A 20489-nucleotide genomic window follows, 5' to 3' on the forward strand; every position below is an offset into this window, starting at 1 on the left:
AGGCCGTCATGTCACAAATGAAATGCGAAGAAGCGGACGCCATTCACTGGCCCTCACTGATCGCCGCCATTTCCGCCATCAGTGCGGTGGGTGTCGCCATCGGTCTCGGCCTGCCGCTCCTGTCGATCATCCTTGAGAAGCGCGGCATCTCCTCGACCATGATCGGGGTGAATTCGGCGATGGCGGGTGTCGCGGCGATGATGGCCGCCTCGGTGACCAGCAAGATCGCCCATGATTTCGGCGTGGCGCGAACCATGCTGTTCGCGGTCCTGATTTCGGCGCTGAGCGCACTCGGCTTTTATTTCGCCGAAGCCTTCTGGATGTGGTTTCCGCTGCGAATCGTCTTCCATGGCGCGACCACCACGCTTTTCATTCTCTCCGAATACTGGATCAACATGACCGCGCCGCCGAAAAAACGCGGCATGGTTCTCGGCATTTACGCGACCGGCCTTGCGGTCGGTTTCGCAGTTGGTCCATTGCTGTTTTCCGCCGTCGGCAGCGAAGGCATCCTGCCCTTCCTCGTCGGGGCGGCGATCATCCTTCTGGCCGCCATCCCCATCTTCATGGCGCGCGGTGAGAGCCCGGAGCTGGACGAGCGGCCCAATCATCACTTCGTCCGCTACGTCTGGCTGGTGCCGATGGCGTCGGCGGCGGCTTTCGTGTTCGGTTCGGTGCAGGCGGGCGGCCTGTCGCTCTTTCCCATCTACGCGACCCGTGAGGGCTTCAACGAATCGCAGGCGGCGCTGCTGCTAACCGTCATGGGAATCGGCAACATGGTCTTCCAGATACCGATCGGCCTGCTTTCCGACCGAATGAAGGATCGGCGCACCATGCTCGCCCTCATGGCCTTTGCGGGCGTTTGCGGCACGCTGGCGCTTCCGGTTCTGGTGGAAAGCTGGCTTCTGGTGGCGGCGCTGCTGCTGTTCTGGGGCGGCCTCGTCTCCGGCATGTATACCGTTGGCCTCACCCATCTCGGCTCGCGCCTCAAGGGCGCAGATCTCGTGGCCGCCAATGCCGCCTTCATCTTCTGTTACGCCATGGGTACCATTGCAGGACCACAGGCCGTCGGCATTTCCATGGATGTCGCGGGCACCGATGGTTTCGCCTGGGCGCTTGCCGTATTTTTCGGGCTTTACGTGGTGCTTTATGGGTTCCGTTTTGTTTTCCGGGCAAAACAGGCTTGACTTTTCGGGCGCGATACGTAGTTTCGCGCCAGATTTAGCCGAGGTGAGAAGCGCCTGCGGCTTCTCTTTTGTTTAAAGGCAGGACGACCATGGCGAAAGCTACAACAATCAAGATCAAGCTGCTGTCGACAGCCGACACCGGTACCTTCTACGTCACCACCAAGAACAGCCGTACGTTCACGGACAAGATGACGAAGACGAAGTATGACCCGGTTGTACGCAAGCACGTTGAATTCAAGGAAACCAAGATCAAGTAATTTCTTGATCGGGTCTCCGGCAAAAAGCGCGCCCAATGGGCGCGTTTTTTGTTTGTGCAGAGGGGAAAGAAGCGGCCAAGAGCCCTTCGCGCCAAGAGGCTTCCCAACGGGGCCCGCCTCCTGCCGCCGCGGAAATTGGGCGGTCATTGGCAACGCGTGGACGCAGACCCCATGGTCTGACGCACCGCTCACCACAGCAATCATTCATGTGTTCAGAAGATATGCTGGGGCTGCAGCCATCCGCCCGCGCCCCGTGACGACATCGTCGCGCCGCGTAAGGAAGACGACTGCACAAGCCGCTACGCTGCAACGCGTGTACCAAGAACAGGAAATTTTCAGAAATAAGGCGGTCGGCCAACGATGCGATTACGGCACGAGGAACCGATTCGGACATCGCCAGCCGACCGACCCCACGATTCAGGAGATGCGGCGGACCTGAGCATCATGGGGCATTCAAACTACGCAATACCAGCCCCTGACGAGCAAAATCGCGACGGCTAAGCCGCAATCATTCATCATCGCAAGACGGATAAACCGCCGGAAGAACTGTTATTCTCGATTGTGAGTGTGCGCAGAAGTAAAATAAAAATCAAGAAATTCTTAAGCCAGAGACATATCACCTGGGAAACATGGTTAAGTATACAAAGCTGGCACACTATAGTTGCCGGAGAGATTGAATTCAACGTGTTTTTCAACTGGAACTCTATTTATATCGTTAAGCTGCATCCTTTCATTGCAAAACGATAAAATACATCCAAGGTCAGTAGCTTGCGGTCTGGCGATGTCCATTCCCGATTTCCGGCTGAATATTTCGCCGGGACATGACGGAGAAATTGCGCAATATTTTTTAGTTAATCTGCCGCCGCCGGGTCAGGCAGCGGCCGCCACGACGCGGTTGCGGCCGGCGTGTTTCGCCTCGTAAAGCGCCTTGTCCGCATGTTTCAGTATCTCATCCGGCGCACCGAAGGCGCCGCTGCTGGTGGCTATGCCGAGAGAGGCGGTAATGCTCAATTCCCGGTCGATGGAACGGACATAAAAAGGCTTGTCCTCCACGATCGCCCTCAGGCGCTCTGCGACGCTTGCCGCAAGCTCCATCGGTGTATCGGGCATGACGACGACGAACTCCTCCCCGCCGTAGCGGCAGGCAAGATCCGCACCGCGCACCGTGCTGCGGATGCGTGCTGCAAATTCCCGCAGCACCTCGTCGCCGACATCGTGGCCATAGGTATCGTTGACCAGCTTGAAACGGTCTATATCGGTCATGCAGATGGAGATCGGACGGCCGCGAACGGCAGCACGGTCGAAGAGTATCTTCAGATGATTGTCGAGGTAACGGCGATTGTTAAGGCCGGTCAGCCCGTCGACAATCGCAAGTTCCATCGTGTGCTGGAGATTGAGCCGCAGATGCTCGTTATAACGCTTGCGCCTGATCTGCGTCAGCGAGCGGGCGACGAGTTCGTTCGGATCGATCGGACGGAGAATATAATCGTTCACGCCGAGATCGAGCGCGCGCGCCACCATCTCATCCGCCCCCTGTTCCGCCACCAGAAGCAACGGCAGGAAACGGGTGCGCTCCAGCGAGCGAAGCTGCGAGCATAGCCGCAGTGGATCATAGTCCTCGAAATTGGAATTGACGATGACGAGCTCGAAGGGGTTGCTCGCCGCCTTGAGCAGCGCCGCCTGCGGCTCCGTGACAGCATCGACCTCTGCGATCGGCTTCAGCGCCCGGACGATACGTTCCTGTGAGCTGGCGCGGCCATCCGCCACCAATACGCGGCCGGGCGTCTGCATCAGGCCGTCGCTGCGCAGCATCTCCTCGATGCCGATCTGCCGTGCGGTTTCGGCGCGCAGCCGCAGCTCATCGCTGACGGCCTTGAGACGGACCAGGCTTTTGACGCGGGCGATCAGCTGCAGGTCGTTGACCGGCTTGGTCAGAAAATCGTCGGCGCCGGCTTTGAGGCCGCGCACGCGATCCGACGGCTGATCAAGTGCGGTGACCATCACGACCGGAATATGCGCCGTATTCGGATTGGCCTTCAGCCTTTCGCAGACCTCAAACCCATCCATGCCCGGCATCATGATATCGAGCAGGATGATATCGACCTGCTCCTCGTCGCAGATCGCCAGCGCCTTGAAACCATCCTCGGCGGTGACGACATCGAAATATTCCGCCACAAGACGCGCTTCGAGAAGCTTCACATTGGCCGGAATATCGTCAACAACCAGAACTCTCGCCGTCATAACCGTTCCCCAGTCGCCTCACGCATCGCCCAGATAAGTCTTGATGATTTCGATGAACTTCGGAACGGAAATCGGCTTCGACACATAGGCCTCGCATCCGCCCTGGCGAATGCGTTCCTCGTCGCCCTTCATGGCGAAAGCCGTGACCGCGATGACCGGAATGACATGCAGCTCGTCATCTTCCTTCAGCCATTTCGTCACCTCCAGCCCCGAAACTTCCGGTAGCTGGATATCCATGAGGATGAGGTCCGGGCGGTGCTTGCGGGCGAGATCGAGCGCTTCCATGCCATTGCGCGTCTGGATCGTCGTGTAACCAGACGCCTCGATCAGGTCGCGAAAGAGCTTCATGTTCAGCTCGTTATCTTCGACTATCATGACCTGCTTGGGCATGGTGAGCAGTCCCCGTTTCGCTTTGAAACCTTCATCCAGACATATAGGGTGTCAGAGAACCGATTCCATCGTCCATTTGTTGCGCAAGGCTAGAGGGATTTGGTTTCAAAATAGGTAACTTCGGGGAAGAAATGCTGCGCGATACGAAAAACAAAGGCAATGCCGGTCAGGATCCGCAAGAAACGGCGGCCGCCATACTTGGCTGGCTGGCAAACGAACCGGACATGCTGGCGCGTTTTCTGGCGCTGAGCGGATTGCAGGCCAACATGCTGCGCCAGGCCGTCAACGATCCCGGCTTTCTGGCAGGGCTCACCGATTTTCTGATGAGCCACGAACCCGATCTCATGGCATTTTGCGCCGCGACCGACACGTCACCCGAAACAGTGGCGGCCGCCTGGCATCACTTTTCCGGCCCGGGGCTCGATTCGGGCGTGTATTGACGGACGAGGCCCTTGAGCCGTCGTCGCGGCCGGAGTATGGTCGGCAACGTTCTGGTTTTGTTTTCGGCTCATGTCCACGTCGCACCCCTATGATCCCGGTTTTTGCCGTGACTGTCTGGCCGGCCAGCCAGAAGGGTTGAGGCGTTGCCGCGCCTGTGGCAGCCCGCGCCTTGTTTATCACGCCGAACTCTACGATCTGAGCATTGCCCATATCGACTGCGACGCCTTTTATGCCTCTGTTGAAAAACGGGATAATCCGGAACTGGCCGACAAGCCCGTAATCGTTGGCGGCGGCAAGCGCGGGGTGGTTTCCACCGCCTGTTATATCGCCCGCATTCAGGGCGTGCGTTCCGCAATGCCCATGTTCAAGGCGCTGGAAGCCTGTCCTGACGCGGTGGTCATCAAGCCGGACATGGAGAAATACAGCCGTGTCGGGCGCGAAATCCGGGCGATGATGCAGGAACTGACGCCGCTCGTGCAGCCAATTTCCATAGACGAGGCTTTTCTCGATCTTTCCGGCACGGAGAGGCTGCATCACGATCCGCCGGCCCGGGTTCTGGCGAAATTCGTGAAACGGGTGGAAAAAGAAGTGGGCGTGACCGTCTCGGCCGGGCTGTCCTACTGCAAATTTCTGGCCAAGGTCGCGTCCGAACTTAAAAAACCGCGCGGCTTTTCGGTGATCGGCGAAGCGGAAGCGCTTTCCTTTCTGGCAGCACGGCCCGTCACGACGATATGGGGCGTTGGAAAGGCGTTTGCGGCGACGTTGGAGGCGGACGGCATCCGCATGATCGCGCAGTTGCAGGAGATGGAGGAAGGCGACCTGATGCGCCGCTATGGCGTGATGGGACAACGGCTGTTCCGGCTTTCGCGCGGCATCGATGAACGGCACGTGCACAATAACGACCCCGTGAAAAGCGTGTCTTCCGAGACCACCTTCTTCAACGATATTTCCCGGCACGAGGACCTCGTACCGATCCTGCGGTCGCTTTCCGAAAAAGTTGCCTGGCGCCTGAAGAAGAGCGGCATTTCCGGCCAGACGGTTGTGCTGAGAATGAAGACGTCCGATTTTAAACTCCGCACCCGCAACCGCAAGCTTGACGACCCTACCCAGCTTGCCGACCGCATATTCCGCACCGGCCTTTCGCTGCTTGCGAAAGAAACCGACGGCACCAAGTTTCGCCTGATCGGCATAGGCGTCAGTGATCTGCGCGATGCGGGCCTCGCCGACCCTCCCGATCTCGTCGACAGACAGGCGGGGCGGCGGGCGGCGGCGGAAGCGGCGATGGACAAGCTGCGCGACAAGTTCGGCAAGGGCAGCGTCGAGACCGGCTATACTTTCGGAACGCGCAAATAAAGCCCGCTGGGTGGTGCGAAGGGGCGCGTAATCCCTCCCGCCTCGTCGCGACCGATATATTTTAGATTTTACACAAATTAGTGATGTTCGGGGTGAGCAGTCCTTAAACTTCATTAAACTTCGCGTGGTTGAGTGAGGCAAGTTTTGTGCATGTGGTGTATTGCGTCATGTCCCTTCGCCTCCGTCTTATGGCTGGCATGCTGTCAGCCAGCATTCTTGCCTTTCCGGCGCTTGCCGCTGACAGCCGCGCGCTGCAGATTCTGGTATCAAAAAGCGATCAGTCGCTCGCGCTTTATGAAAATGGCGAGATCGTCGCCACCTCGAAAGTCTCCACCGGCAAGGCCGGGCATGAGACGCCGAGCGGCATATTCTCCATTCTGGAAAAGCGAAAATACCACGAGTCGAATATCTATTCGGCTGCACCCATGCCCTTCATGCAGCGGTTGACATGGTCTGGTATCGCGCTGCACGAAGGCAAGGTGCCGAACTATCCCGCCTCGCATGGCTGCGTGCGTCTGCCTTCCAAATTCGCCAAGTCACTTTTCGGCGACACGCGCACTGGCGTTCATGTCATCATCACCGACCGCCCGGTCTCGTTGCGTTTCGTACAGCACCCGGCGCTGTTTGTTCCACGCGACGATGCCGATGACGGCAAGCTGCTTCTTTCGGATGTGGAGTTGCGCCCGGCGACATTCGATGCAGCCTTGGGCGCGGTTGAGGTTGCCGTCAATGAAAAGACCCAGTCCCTCAAGCCGGCGGCGAAGGCCAGAGAACCCTCACCCCTGCGCATTCTCATCACCCGCCGTGGCGAGCGCGAAAAGGTGATGGATATTCAAACCGTGCTGACCCGTCTCGGCTTCGATGCTGGTTCTGCCGATGGTTACACCGGAGAGATGACGATCAGCGCCATCAATGGTTTCAAGCGCTGGAAGGGGCTGAAGACCACCGGACCGCTTCTGACCGACGCCTTCGTGGCGGCGCTTTATGCCTCCGCCGGTGAAGACCATCCGCCGACCGGCCAGATCATGGTGCGGCAGGATTTCAAACCACTGTTCGAAGCAGCCATCGACATCAAGGACCCGGAAGTGGCGCTCGGAACCCACTTCTTCGAGGCTGTTACCGTGGACCGCGCGGCTGGAACGGCCGAATGGAACGGCGTGACGCTCGAAAACCACCTGCCGGCGGCAGCCCGCAAGCGGCTCGGAATCACCGTTGCCGAAGCCCCTGGCGGCTTCGATCAATTGAGCGCCGTGCTCAGCCGCCTCGAAATACCCGCGGAAATCCGCAGCCGTATCGAACAGGAGCTTTCAAGCGGCAGCTCGATTACCGTTTCCGACATTAGTCACCAGATGGAGACAGGCGCCGGAACGGACTTCATCACCGTGACGAAGGAAGGGCCGGTATGAGCGACGTGTGAGGCGTGAGCCTCACACCAGTTCCACGTCAACGACACCGGGTGCGGACCGCAGCGCAGCGGCGATTTCCGGCGAGATACGGTATTTCTCCGTCAGTTCCACCTCGATCTCGCGGCTGCCTTCATCCTTGATGACGATGAAATAGACCGAGCCGTCACCCTTGGTGTTGAGATGGCGGGCGACCGTTTTCAGCGGACCAGAATCGCGGACATAAACGCGCAGAGCCTTCTGCATCTGCACGGATTTCTCTTCAAGCGACTGCGCCGTCTGGATACGCAGGCCAATGCCTTCCGGGCGCTCTTCCGCCTGCACGGTGATAACAAGCGATTTGCCGACTTCCAGCAGATCCCGTAATTGGCCGAGCCCTTCGGAAAACAGCACCGCTTCATATTGCCCTGATGCATCCGAGAAGGTGACGATTCCCATCTTGTTGCCGGTGCGGGTCTTGCGTTCCTGTTTGCCGGTAACGGTTCCGGCCAGACGCCCGGCGGTCGCACCCTGTTTCACCGCCGCTGAAAAATCGGCGAAATTCTGCACCCGCAACTTTTCCAGCACGGGGCGATAGGTATCGAGCGGATGAGCAGTGAGGTAAAAACCGAGCACCTGATATTCGCGCAGCAGTTTTTCCGAGGCGAGCCAGGGCTGGAAAGCGGGCAGGACCAGCTTTTCCGGGCCGTTGCCGCCGCCGGAACCGAACATGTCCGACTGGCCGATGGTGCGGTTGTTCTGCGCCATCTGCGCATAACCGATGATGCGGTCCAGCCCGCCGATCAGCTCGGCGCGGTCGCGGCCGAAACAATCGAAAGCGCCGGCATTGATCAGGCTTTCCAGCACACGGCGGTTGATCTGTTTGGGGTCAATGCGCAGGCAGAAATCCTCAAGGCTCGTGAACGGCTTGCCGTCGCGAACCTGGACGATGTGTTCCACTGCACCCTCGCCTACGCCCTTGATGGCCGCCAGCGAATAATAGATGCGGTTTTCACCCGTCTCGAACTGGCGGAAGGACGTCTGCACCGAAGGTGCGACGACCTCGATACCAAGGCGACCGGCATCCTGACGGAAATCGTTGAGTTTTTCCGTATTCGCCATATCGAGCGTCATGGAGGCCGCGAGGAACTCTACCGGATAATGCGCCTTCATATAGGCGGTCTGGTAGGACACGATGGCGTAGGCGGCGGCATGGCTCTTGTTGAAGCCGTAATTGGCGAACTTCGCCAGAAGGTCGAAGATGGTGTTGGCCTGCGGTTTCGAGACGCCATTCTTGATGGCGCCATCAACGAAGCGCTCACGCTGCTGGTCCATCTCCTCCTTGATCTTCTTGCCCATGGCGCGGCGCAGAAGATCGGCTTCGCCGAGCGAATAACCCGACAGGACCTGGGCGATCTGCATCACCTGTTCCTGATAGACGATAACGCCCTGCGTCTCCTTGAGAAGATGGTCGATGGTCGGGTGGATCGATTCCAGCTCCTCCTCGCCATGTTTGCGGGCGTTATAAACCGGGATGTTTTCCATCGGGCCGGGACGATAAAGCGCCACCAGCGCGATGATGTCCTCGATGCAGTCCGGCCGCATGCCGATCAGCGCCTTGCGCATACCGGCACTTTCCACCTGGAACACGCCGATGGTTTCGCCGCGCGACAGCATTTCATAGGTTCTGGCGTCATCGAGCGGGATGGCGGCGAGATCGACCTTGATGCCGCGCTTGGCAACAAAATCGACGGCCACCTTCAGCACCGTCAGCGTCTTCAAGCCGAGAAAGTCGAATTTGACGAGGCCGGCGCTTTCCACCCATTTCATGTTGAACTGGGTGACCGGCATATCGGATCGCGGATCGCGATACATCGGCACCAGTTTCGACAGAGGGCGGTCGCCGATGACGATACCGGCGGCATGGGTGGAGGCGTGGCGGTAAAGTCCCTCGATCTTCTGGGCGATATCCAGGAGGCGGGCGACGACCGGCTCCTTGTCCGCCTCTTCCTGCAGACGCGGCTCTTCCTCGATCGCCTTTGACAGCGGTGTCGGATTGGCCGGGTTGTTGGGCACCAACTTGCAGATCTTGTCCACCTGCCCATAGGGCATTTCCAGCACGCGGCCGACATCGCGCAAAGCCGCGCGCGCCTGCAGCGAACCGAAGGTGATGATCTGCGCCACCTGCTCGCGACCATATTTGGCCTGCACGTAACGGATCACCTCTTCGCGGCGGTCCTGGCAGAAGTCGATATCGAAGTCGGGCATCGAAACGCGTTCGGGATTGAGAAAGCGTTCGAACAGCAACGAGAAGCGCAGGGGATCGACATCGGTAATCGTCAGCGCGTAAGCGACAAGCGAACCCGCGCCCGAACCACGGCCCGGGCCGACCGGAATATCATGCTGCTTGGCCCATTTGATGAAGTCGGCAACGATCAGGAAGTAACCGGGAAACTTCATGCGCGAGATGACGCCGAGTTCGAAATCCAGCCTGTCGCGATACTCCTGCTCCGTATAACCGGCCGCCATGCCGAGCGCTGCCAGCCGCTGATCCAGCCCCTCTACTGCCTGGCGGCGAAGCTCTTCGGCTTCAGCGCGTTCCGCCGCTTCCGGGTCGTCGCTGGCGCCCGTGAAGCGCGGCAGGATCGGCCCGCGTTTCTTCAGCACGAAGGAGCAGCGGAGCGCGATCTCGACGGTGTTTTCGAGCGCCTCGGGAATGTCGGCAAAAAGCACCGCCATTTCCTCGCGATTTTTGAGGTAGTGATCGGGTGTCAGCCGGAACCGGCTGTCATCGGAAACGATGGCGTTGTGCGCCACCGCCATCAGCGCGTCATGCGCCTCGTAATCGGCCTTGGAGGGGAAGAACGCTTCGTTGGTGGCAACCAGCGGAATATCATGCTCGTAAGCGAGGCCTATCATGCGCCGTTCATGGGAACGGTCGTAGCCGGACTGGCGCTGCAATTCGATGTAGAGACTGTCCCCGAAGAGTGACTTCAATGTCAGCAGCCGCTCTTTCGCCTGCGCTGCATGGCCTTCCTTCAAGGCCATATCCACCGGTCCGCCGGAAGCGCCCGTCAGCGCGATCAAGCCGGCATTGGAGGCTTCCTCCAGCCATGCGCGGGTAATATGCACGGAATGACCGCCACTGCCCTCGCCTTCCAGATAGGCGCGGCTGACGATATCCACCAGCCGCTCATAACCTTCGGCATTGGCGGCCAGCAGAACGATGGCGGGAAGTTTCTGAAGATGGCTGTTGTGGTTGCGGCGATCTTCCGCCGCATCCTGCATGTCGATCGACAGCTGGCAACCGATGATCGGCTGCAGACCCTCATCGCGCGCCTTTTCGGAAAACTCCAGCGCGACGAAGAGGTTGTTGGTGTCGGTAATGGCAATGGCCGGCTGGCCGTCGGCGACGGCCTTGGACATGATTTTCTTGAGGGGCAAGGCCCCCTCAAGCAGGGAATAAGCGGAATGAACCCGAAGATGGACGAAACCGGGCGTCTTCAACGTTTCGCCAGAGATCTCTCCACGCATAACCGTATCGCCCATATCATCATCCTGTCATTCTGAATCGAGGGGGCGATTTTCCGATTTCCGGCGCTTAATGTCCACCGCTTTGCGGCATCCATACAGGCTTCTGCGCCGGTGTCTTCTTCACAGGGCGGTGAGGATCACCGAAAAGCTGGCAACAAAGACAGCGATGGAAGCGAAAGCAGCAACGTCACGGATGAAATCAGTCATTGGTCTCTCCTTACTCGTTATGTTCCAATTTTGTTCTCATTTTGTTCGATTGTCAACAGGGTTCTGCTGATATTCCTCTTGCTAATGTACGAGAATCGCCTTCGGTTCCGATCAAGGAAACGGCAACTCGCTGACTCCAAAGCGAAAAACCCGAAGGTAAAAACGCCTCCGGGTTCGGGAAAAAAAAATAGATTCAGGGAACAGGTGTTCTTCAGCAGGCGTCGGGAGGGATTGAATCCGCACTCGCGACGGCTTGTTCTTTCTCCTTCACGGCAACGACCGGCTTACTCGGTTCGATCGCAGCGGAGGCATGTGATGCGCGAGGACCAACCCCCGCGCAATCCCATGGTCAGAAATCGACGATCTTGCCGTCGGCGAGCGTTACACGCCGATCCATGCGGGCGGCGAGTTCATGATTGTGGGTGGCAATCAGCGCCGCGAGGCCGGATTGGCGCACCAGCGCCTCCAGCGCGTCGAATACGTAATGCGCGGTTTCCGGATCGAGATTGCCGGTCGGCTCGTCGGCGAGCAGCAGGAGCGGCGCGTTGGCGACGGCGCGGGCAATGGCGACACGCTGCTGTTCACCGCCCGAGAGTTCGGCTGGACGGTGTTCGCCGCGATGCCCCACGCGCATATAGTCGAGCAGCGCGCTGGCGCGCTTGCGGGCTTCCGCCTGGGTGAGACCGGCAATGAGCTGCGGCATCATCACATTTTCCACCGCCGAGAATTCCGGCAGGAGGTGATGGAACTGATAGACGAAACCGATATCGCTGCGGCGGATCGCGGTGCGCGTTTCATCCGGCAGGCCGTTACAGGGCGCGCCGTTAATATAGACCTCGCCTGCATCGGGATGTTCCAGCAGCCCCGCCAGATGCAGCAGCGTCGATTTGCCGGTGCCTGAAGGGGCGACCAGCGCCACCATCTCACCGCTCTTCAATTCAAAATCGGCCTTGCGCAGAATGGAAAGCGACGTCTCGCCCTGACCATAGGTTCTCTCAACGCCGGTGAGCCGCAGCACTGTTTTTTTTGCCATATTGCGAAGCGGTCCTTATTCGTAACGCAGGGCCTGCACCGGATCGAGCTTGGAAGCCCGCCATGCCGGGAAGATCGTTGCCAGGAAAGAGAGCGTGAGCGCCATGATGACAACGGAAATCGTTTCGCTGATATCCATTTCTGCCGGAAGCTGGCTCAAGAAATAAAGCTGCGGGTCAAACAGCACCGTGCCCGAAATCCAGGAGAAGAACTGCCGGATGGATTCCACGTTGAGGCAGACGATGACGCCGAGCGCCACACCGGCGAAGGTGCCGACCATACCGATGGCCGCACCGGTCATGAAGAAGATGCGCATCACCGCGCCCGAGCTTGCACCCATGGTGCGCAGAATGGCGATGTCGCTGCCCTTGTCCTTCACCAGCATGATGAGGCCGGAAATGATGTTCAGCGCCGCCACCAATACGATGAGGGTGAGGATCATGAACATGACGTTTCGTTCCACCTGCAGGGCGGAGAAGAAGGTCTGGTTCCGCTGCCTCCAGTCGGTAATGTAGATCTGCCTTTCGGCCGCCTGCTCCACCAGCGGACGGATGCCATCGACATCATCCGGGCGGCTCACATAAAGCTCAATGGATTGCACGATGCCGTCGGCATTGAAATAAAGCTGGGCTTCGGACAGAGGCATATAGATCATCGATGCGTCGTATTCCGACATGCCGATCTCGAAGACACCGGAAATCTTGTAAGACTTGACGCGCGGATTGACGCCCATCGGCGTTACGTCACCTTCTGGTGATATGAGGGTGATATCGTCACCCGCCGTAACACCAAGCTGGGCGGCGAGCCTGGAGCCGACGAGAACGCCGTCACCCGCCATGAAGCCGACGAGGTCGCCGGTCTTGATGTTGGTGGCGACTTCCTTGACCTTGTCGATATCCTCCTGGCGCACACCGCGCACCAGAGCGCCGGAACCCGCACCGCCACGACCGGAGGCCAATGTCTGGCCCTCCACCAGCGGCAGAGCCATGGTGACGCCGGGTACGGCGGCGAATTTCTTAGCCAGCTCATCATAATTGTTGAAGGGCTGGTCGATCGGCTGCACGATCATATGGCCGTTGATGCCGAGAATGCGGGAAATCAGCTCCGTGCGGAACCCGTTCATCACGGCCATGACGATGATAAGCGTCGCCACGCCCAGCATGATGCCGACAAAGGAAAAACCGGCGATGACGGAAATGAATGCTTCCTTGCGCCGCGACCGCAGATAGCGCCAGGCCACCATGCGTTCGAAAGCGGAAAACGGCCGGGCGGTCTTTGCCCCGGCGGAAACAGCCGCACCCTTGTCAGCCTCGGCTTGTGCCATGTCGTCTCCCTGATCTCAAACTGCAAGGCCGGTCTTTTCCGAAAACCGGCCCATATTTCTGCTGCATCTGCGCTACGAAACCGGAGCGGACTTCGGGTGAAGCCGCTCCGTCTTCCATTCGCGCTTAGGCGAGCACCTTGTTCATCGCCGCCTCGATCGTCACGGTCTCCCGCTCGCCGGTCTTGCGATCCTTCACTTCGACTTCGCCATTCGCGACCGAACGCGGGCCGACGATGATCTGCAGCGGCACGCCGATCAGATCAGCGGTGGCGAATTTCTGGCCCGCCCGGTCGTCCGTATCGTCGTAGAGAACATCCTTGCCGGCGTTGGAGAGCTGATAATACAGCTTTTCACAGGCCGCATCGCAGGCCGCATCGCCAGCCTTCATGTTGATGATCACGACGTCGAAAGGAGCGACCGAGGCCGGCCAGATGATTCCGTTCTCGTCATGCGATGCTTCAATGATGGCGGGAACAAGGCGTGTAGGCCCGATGCCATAAGAACCCATGTGGACGGAGTGTTCCTTGCCGTCCTTGCCCTGCACTTTCGCGCCCATAGGCTCGGAATATTTGGTGCCGAAATAGAAGATGTGCCCAACCTCGATGCCGCGCGCGGAAAGGCGCTCGCCTTCGGGAATGGCGTCATAGGCGGCCTCGTCGTGCATTTCGGACGTAGCTGCGTAATCGGTCGTCCACTCGTCGAACACGCCCTGCAGCGCCGCGACATCGTCGAAATCGGTGCTTTCAGCTGGAATGCCGCGGTCGAGGAAGCTCTTGTGGCAGAAGACTTCGGATTCGCCGGTATCGGCCAGAATGATGAACTCATGGCTGTGATTGCCGCCGATCGGGCCGGTATCGGCGCGCATGGGAATAGCGCGCAGGCCAAGGCGCTCAAAGGTCCGCAGGTAAGCCACGAACATCTTGTTATAGGAATGGATCGCGTCTTCCTTGGTGAGGTCGAAGGAATAGGCGTCCTTCATCAGGAACTCGCGCGAACGCATCGTGCCGAAACGGGGACGCACCTCGTCGCGGAACTTCAGCTGGATATGATAGAGGTTCAGCGGCAGGTTCTTGTAGGACTTCACATAGGAACGGAAGATGTCGGTGATCATCTCCTCGTTGGTGGGGCCATAGAGCATCTGGCGGTCCTGGCGGTCCTTGATGCGCAGCATTTCCTTGCCATAGTCGTCATAACGGCCGCTTTCCTGCCAGAGCTCGGCGGTCTGCAGCGTCGGCATCAGAAGCTCGATGGCGCCGGAACGGTCCTGCTCCTCGCGGATGATCTTGTTGACCTTGTCCAGCACGCGCTTGCCGAGCGGCAGCCAGGAATAGATGCCAGCCGACTGCTGCCGGATCATGCCGGCGCGCAGCATGAGGCGGTGAGAGACAATCTCGGCTTCCTTGGGGTTTTCCTTCAGGATGGGCAGGAAATAACGGCTAAGACGCATGACGGCTTCCATTGATGTGGACGACAGCGCCAAAGGCGCGGGAATCGCCCCGAATAGAGGGATATTGGCGCCGGATATAGCGGTTTCTGGCTCAGATGAAAACCCGCCATGCAAAGAGCGTTAAAGGCGATTTTGTGGTATTTTCGCGATAGCTAATTCGCGTCAAAACGCTTTGACCGGAATATTATTCTTGATCCGGTGCGACAAATTGCACCACAGAGAATTTTTTGCCGACTGTAACAAATATGCAAAAAATGAGATGACAAGCATGGGGGTTTGAGCTAGCTTTAGCTTACAAAAGAGGCAGGAAGTTTAAATTCTTGTCATTTTCGCGGTCAGTCTTGGGAGGATCAGATCTTAGGCGCGCTCGTTCGCAGCCCCGGTAACGGTTACAGATCACGCGAAACCTGAAAACAAGGCTGAAAGGCCTTGTTTTTTTTTGATCTCTACACACAACAATGCCCCGGATCGTTATTCCGGTAAAATTATGGCGGTGAATCGGCCGCCAGACACGCTCATGGTGTGTGCACGAAACAGATGACATCCATATGACAATATTCGGTGCGCCGGCTTAGACCGCGTGTGCTTGGGGATGCGGTGGCTAGGCTGCCATGCGAGGATTTTTGCTGCGCCTCCTCCCCTCGTTCCTGTGCTTGTCACAGGAATCCAGCCAGCCCAAGTCCTTGGACTGAAAGGACTTTTCTTGTCGCGCGAGAGCCGCGTCTGCTGCATTTCCGTGACAAGCACAGGAATGAGAAGAGAGAACTCAGTCGAAAACCGGAATAATTCGCGGCAAGTCGTCAAGGCTGACACCGAACCACCAGGTTCCGCCATACCAGAGCCCACAGATCACGGCCGAAATCAGGGTCGTCCACAAAACGATCCGCCCGCCCCTGAACCGCGATGGCGCACTGGCCACCGTGCCCAGCGCCACATCCCCCTCTTCCGCCTGGGTGCGCAGGCCGATAGGCAGAACGACGAAAAGCACCGTCCACCAGACGATGAAATAAACGGCGAAGAGCGAAAGAAGCGGCATGTGATCCTCCTGCACAATGCGTTTCTTGTAACGCATTCATCCGCGAACCGGAATCAATTCTCCGCAAGAAGCGCAAAAAGCCTTGGAAGGGCGAACAGACGCGCTGGCCGTCCTGAACGACGTCTCCTCCGTCATGCCGGCCTTGAGCCGGCATCCAGCCACGGCGCGTCCGCGCCGTAAAGAGACTCTTTTGCGCTCAAGGACTTGATCGCGCTGGACCCCGGACCTCGTCCACTGCTGTCCGGTTTAAATTTTGGGACAAGGTGCATCGCATTGTTTCTAATCGGTTTCAGACGTTTCGCGGCGTTCTGGACACCAAATTGAAGTGACGTTCTCTGAAAGGATGACTGGTCGAGCCAATCACGCCGACGTCATCCTCGGGCCTGTCCCGAGGATCTGCAACCGATTGATTTTATTCGACGTGATTAGATCCTCGGCACAGGGCCGAGGATGACGCCGAGAGAATGTTGCCCCTCCATCCCTGACTTCGAGCAGGGCTGCGGGCCGTCCAGAATTTAAACCGGACAGCAGTGGACCTCGTCCGGGGTGGCAGCGTGCAAAAGATACCCCCGCCTCCCGGCTTAGACTTTCGTGACGAAAACCGTCACGATCGGCTTCTTGCCCCAACTCTGATTGGCGGCGGCGCGCACGGCGCGACGCACCGCCTCACGCAGCAGATCCAGATCCTTGCGGCGGGCGCGCGGAATGCTTTCGACGGCGCCGAGCACGGCGTCATAAAGCGTATCTTCCATCGCCTCATCCTCGTCATCGAATTCCGGCAGGCCGAAAGGCACCACATCGGGATCGCCGAGGAAATCGTAACGGCTGTCCAGCACGACGTTGACCGCGACATGGCCAGCGAAAGAAAGCTTGCGGCGATTGCTGATGCCCATCTCGTCCATGTCACCGACGAGATTGCCGTCCTTGAAGACACGGCCATGCGGAACGTCGTCAATAACCTCGGCCGGACCGGGAGCGAGGCGCAGAACATTGCCGTTGCGCACCTTCGGTACCTGCGAAATGCCGGCCTGTTCGGCCAGTTCCTTCTGCGCCACCAGATGCGCCGCCTCGCCATGAACAGGCACGACGATCTGCGGCTTCGTCCACTCATACATCTTCAGAAGTTCGTTTCGGCGCGGATGGCCGGAAACATGCACCAGCGCCTCATTGTCGGTGACGATATGCACGCCCTGCTCGATCAGGCCATTCTTGATGTCGATGATGGCCTTTTCATTGCCGGGAATGGCGCGCGACGAGAACACGACAGTATCGCCGGATGCGAGCGCCACATTGCGCATCTCGTCACGCGAAAGCTTGGCGAGCGCCGCGCGCGGCTCGCCCTGCGAACCGGTCAGGATCAGCACCACACGGTCGCGCGGAATATAGCCATATTCGTCCTCGGCGAGGAACGGCTTGATGCCTTCCATGATGCCAAGATCCTGCGAGACATTGACGACCCGCTTCAGCGACGAGCCGAGCAGCAGCACCTCGCGGCCCGCGGCCTCAGCAGCCTGCGCAATCGAGCGGATGCGCCCGACATTGGAGGAGAAGGTGGTGACCGCCACCCGGCCCTCGGCATTTTCGATGATCTGGCGCAGGCCTTCGGAAACCTCGTGTTCGGAGGGCGACACACCATCGCGCACCGAATTGGTGCTGTCGCACATCAGCGCCAGCACACCCTCTTCGCCGATGGCGCGGAAGCGAGCCTCATCCGTCAACGGCCCGAGCGACGGGGCCTCGTCGATCTTCCAGTCACCCGTGTGGATGACATTGCCAAGCGGCGTGCGGATGACCAGCGACATCGGCTCCGGAATCGAGTGGTTGACGCCAACCGCTTCGATTTCGAACGGACCGACATTGATACGGTCGCCAGCCTTGAAGATCGTCACCGGAATTTCGGCGCGCGTGCCCTCATAGGCGCGCTTGGCTTCCAGCATGCCGGCGGTGAAGGGCGAGGCATAAACAGGGACGTTGAGGCCGGGCCACAGATCATTCAGCGCGCCATAATGGTCTTCATGGGCGTGGGTGATGATGATGCCCTTGAGGTTCTTCTTCTGCTCGGCGATATAGCTGATGTCAGGCAGAACGAGATCGACGCCCGGCAGATCGAGACCGGCGAATGTCACGCCGCAATCCACCATGATCCATTGGCGCTTGCTTTCCGGCCCATAGCCGTAAAGAGCCAGATTCATGCCGATTTCACCCACGCCGCCGAGCGGCACAAAGACCAGTTCGTCCTGTTTAGCCATTATTTTTCTTATCCATTCACGAAAGCACACGGAGGACGGCATTTTGCCGCCCCCGCCAGCTGTATCCAGCATCGGACCTGTTAAACCATCTGATCGACCGGGCCGATGCGGAACCGGTTTTTCACCCTGCATTTCGTGAGCCGCAGGAAAGCTCCAACCTCTGGAACCGGTTCGGCGCGGTTTGGGCCGCGCCGTTCACCTCATCCGAAAAATACGTCGCCGGCGGCGATGGAGCGCCTGGCGCCCTCGTCTTCATCCAGCAGCAGATAACCATTATCATCAATTCCGACGAAACGCCCGCCAATCGAACGATCCGGGAAATTGACGGTGATATGTTCGCCAATACCGCAGGCGGCCGCCCGCCAGCCGGTCATGATGCCGGAAACGCCCCTGCCCTCGTCCCAGTCCCGCAGCACATCAGCCGTCTCGCGGAAGAGATGGGCGAACAGCTCGTCGGGAGAGCAGGACGCGCCATGTTCGGAGAGCATGGTGACGGGATAAAGCGGATTGTCCGGCTTGTGGGCGATATTGATGCCGATGCCGATGACGATGGCGCGCCGGCCGTCAGGCAGCAGCTCCGCTTCCATCAGGATGCCGCAGGTCTTGCGGCGACCGATCAGCACGTCATTCGGCCATTTGATCTCGAGCGGTTCACCACCCGTCGGCAGCACCGCACGAATGGCGCGATAGACCGCGAGCGCAAAAGCGAGCGGCAGGGAGCCGATGCGCTCCATCGGCGCGGGATCGATCAGGAGAAGCGAGGCGTAGAGATTGCCGGGTTCGGAAACCCATGGCCGGCCGCGACGGCCCCGGCCGCCGGTCTGGCGGATGGCGGTAATCCACAGATTGCCGCCATCGCCTGCCCTTGCCCGGGCAAAACATTCCAGATTGGTCGATGGCGTTTCCGCCATCGCCTCGTGCCGGAAATCATCGATGGACATCCGACCCGTATGCTTGTGTGTGCTGCTCAAAAGAAGGTCTTCGCCGCAACAGTCACCGCGTTGCCGAGCGCACCGCCAAAGACGATGAAGGCGACAACGAACAGGGCCGAAAGCGCATAAACGACTTTCAGTTCGCCAGCCGGGCGCTCGAACTTGTCCTTGGCCTCATCGAACCACATGACCTTGACGACGCGGATATAGTAGTAGGCGCCGACCACCGAGCCGATCACGCCGATGACGGCGAGTGGATAGAGCTTCGCTTCGATGGCGGCGAGGAAGACGTAATACTTGCCGAAGAAGCCGGCGAGCGGCGGGATGCCGGCAAGCGAGAACATCAGGATCGTCAGCACAACCGCCATGAAGGGATTGGAAGACGAAAGACCGGCAAGATCCTCGACAGTCTCGACATTGCCGATTTCCTTGCGGCGCATCGAGAGAATGCAGGCGAAGGTGCCGAGAGTCATGACCATGTAGATGGTCATGTAGAGGATGACGCCCGAGATACCGGCTTGCGTGCCGGCGGCAAGACCTACCAGCGCATAACCCATGTGGCCGATGGAGGAATAGGCCATCAGGCGCTTGATGTTCTTCTGGCCGATCGCGGCAAAGGAGCCAAGCAGCATGGAGGCGATGGAGATGAAGACGACGATCTGCTGCCAGTCGGCAAAGACAGGCTGGAACGCCTCGATGACGATGCGAACGAGGATCGCCATGGCGCCGATCTTGGGCGCAGCGGAGAGGAATGCCGTGACTGGGGTCGGCGCACCTTCATAAACGTCCGGCGTCCACATGTGGAACGGCACGGCCGAAATTTTGAAGGCCAGACCGGCGAGAATGAAGACCAGGCCGAAGACGAGGCCAAGCGAACGGGTTTCAGACGCCAGAACCTGCGCGATTTCGGTAAAGCCGGTATTGCCAGTGAAACCGTAGACCAGCGACATGCCGTAAAGCAGCATGCCGGAGGACAGCGCGCCGAGTACGAAGTACTTCAGACCCGCTTCCGTGGAGCGCAGACTTTCGCGGTTGATGGCGCAGACGACGTAGAGCGCCAGCGACTGCAGTTCCAGCGCCATATAGAGCGAAATCAGGTTGTTGGCCGAGATCATCAGCAGGATGCCGAGTGTCGCAAGAACCAGCAGCACCGGATATTCGAAACGGCCGATGGGCTCGAAGCGCCCCTGGCCGACGGCCAGGATCATGGAGGTGATGGAGCCGATCAGCGCCAGCACCTTCATGAAGTTACCGAAGGCATCGGCGATGTAGACACCGCCGAAAGCCACGCCCGATGCGGGGGCAAAGATGATCCAGAGACCGACGACGAGCAGGAGGGCAACGGCAAGGCCGGTGACCGTCGTTGTCGACTTGTCGCCCGAGAAGACACCAATCATGAGCAGCGCCAGCGCGCCGACCGCAAGGATCAGCTCGGGCGTCGCAATGTGCAGACTGGCAAAAAGGATTTCAGCGGTCATGT

Annotated in this window: 15 protein-coding genes; 5 read left to right on the plus strand and 10 right to left on the minus strand. The window is 59.1% G+C overall.

The window, feature by feature from the left end:
- The first annotated feature begins 17 nt into the window (after window positions 1–17).
- Both WDZ78_RS07250 and rpmG read left to right on the plus strand, forming a co-directional pair.
- On the plus strand, window positions 18–1184 hold the full coding sequence (locus tag WDZ78_RS07250) for an MFS transporter (protein ID WP_020012344.1): 1167 nt from the start codon (window positions 18–20) through the stop codon (window positions 1182–1184).
- An 89-nt stretch (window positions 1185–1273) separates the two neighbouring features.
- Window positions 1274–1441, plus strand: a complete 168-nt coding sequence (rpmG, locus tag WDZ78_RS07255) for a 50S ribosomal protein L33 (RefSeq protein ID WP_003496403.1) — start codon at window positions 1274–1276, stop codon at window positions 1439–1441.
- Window positions 1442–2311: 870 nt separating this feature from the next.
- Here rpmG and WDZ78_RS07260 read toward each other — a convergent pair.
- Both WDZ78_RS07260 and WDZ78_RS07265 read right to left on the minus strand, forming a co-directional pair.
- Window positions 2312–3682 (minus strand): PleD family two-component system response regulator, encoded by a 1371-nt coding sequence (locus tag WDZ78_RS07260; RefSeq protein WP_003502423.1) that lies wholly within the window; start codon window positions 3680–3682, stop codon window positions 2312–2314.
- A gap of 18 nt (window positions 3683–3700) precedes the next feature.
- The gene (locus WDZ78_RS07265; protein WP_003496409.1) at window positions 3701–4072 is read right to left on the minus strand and encodes a response regulator; all 372 of its coding nucleotides are present in this window, start codon (window positions 4070–4072) and stop codon (window positions 3701–3703) included.
- Window positions 4073–4203: 131 nt separating this feature from the next.
- Here WDZ78_RS07265 and WDZ78_RS07270 point away from each other — a divergent pair, with 131 nt between their 5' ends.
- From WDZ78_RS07270 to WDZ78_RS07280, 3 genes are all read left to right on the plus strand, one after another.
- Window positions 4204–4512 (plus strand): DUF3572 domain-containing protein, encoded by a 309-nt coding sequence (locus WDZ78_RS07270; RefSeq protein ID WP_020012343.1) that lies wholly within the window; start codon window positions 4204–4206, stop codon window positions 4510–4512.
- 70 nt (window positions 4513–4582) lie between these two features.
- Complete coding sequence (locus WDZ78_RS07275; protein WP_026364069.1) at window positions 4583–5866, plus strand: DNA polymerase IV; 1284 nt, start codon at window positions 4583–4585, stop codon at window positions 5864–5866.
- A gap of 167 nt (window positions 5867–6033) precedes the next feature.
- Complete coding sequence (locus tag WDZ78_RS07280) at window positions 6034–7272, plus strand: L,D-transpeptidase family protein (RefSeq protein ID WP_020012341.1); 1239 nt, start codon at window positions 6034–6036, stop codon at window positions 7270–7272.
- Between the two features lie 21 nt (window positions 7273–7293).
- Here the strand turns inward: WDZ78_RS07280 and dnaE are convergent, their stop codons facing one another.
- The 8 genes from dnaE to nuoN form a co-directional block, all read right to left on the minus strand.
- Entirely contained in the window at window positions 7294–10797 is a 3504-nt protein-coding gene (dnaE, locus tag WDZ78_RS07285) for a DNA polymerase III subunit alpha (RefSeq protein WP_425672665.1), read from the minus strand.
- Between the two features lie 541 nt (window positions 10798–11338).
- On the minus strand, window positions 11339–12022 hold the full coding sequence (locus tag WDZ78_RS07290; RefSeq protein ID WP_020012339.1) for an ABC transporter ATP-binding protein: 684 nt from the start codon (window positions 12020–12022) through the stop codon (window positions 11339–11341).
- A 15-nt stretch (window positions 12023–12037) separates the two neighbouring features.
- The gene (locus tag WDZ78_RS07295; protein ID WP_003502407.1) at window positions 12038–13345 is read right to left on the minus strand and encodes a lipoprotein-releasing ABC transporter permease subunit; all 1308 of its coding nucleotides are present in this window, start codon (window positions 13343–13345) and stop codon (window positions 12038–12040) included.
- Between the two features lie 124 nt (window positions 13346–13469).
- The gene (gene proS / locus WDZ78_RS07300) at window positions 13470–14792 is read right to left on the minus strand and encodes a proline--tRNA ligase (RefSeq protein ID WP_111792369.1); all 1323 of its coding nucleotides are present in this window, start codon (window positions 14790–14792) and stop codon (window positions 13470–13472) included.
- A 766-nt stretch (window positions 14793–15558) separates the two neighbouring features.
- Complete coding sequence (locus tag WDZ78_RS07305; protein WP_020012337.1) at window positions 15559–15864, minus strand: DUF1467 family protein; 306 nt, start codon at window positions 15862–15864, stop codon at window positions 15559–15561.
- A 545-nt stretch (window positions 15865–16409) separates the two neighbouring features.
- Entirely contained in the window at window positions 16410–18077 is a 1668-nt protein-coding gene (locus WDZ78_RS07310) for a ribonuclease J (RefSeq protein WP_020012336.1), read from the minus strand.
- Between the two features lie 200 nt (window positions 18078–18277).
- Window positions 18278–19018, minus strand: a complete 741-nt coding sequence (locus WDZ78_RS07315; protein WP_020012335.1) for a biotin--[acetyl-CoA-carboxylase] ligase — start codon at window positions 19016–19018, stop codon at window positions 18278–18280.
- A 26-nt stretch (window positions 19019–19044) separates the two neighbouring features.
- Window positions 19045–20487, minus strand: a complete 1443-nt coding sequence (nuoN, locus tag WDZ78_RS07320) for an NADH-quinone oxidoreductase subunit NuoN (protein ID WP_425672666.1) — start codon at window positions 20485–20487, stop codon at window positions 19045–19047.
- Window positions 20488–20489 lie beyond the last annotated feature (2 nt).

Source organism: Agrobacterium sp. M50-1 (assembly GCF_049843495.1).
GTDB lineage: Bacteria > Pseudomonadota > Alphaproteobacteria > Rhizobiales > Rhizobiaceae > Agrobacterium > Agrobacterium radiobacter.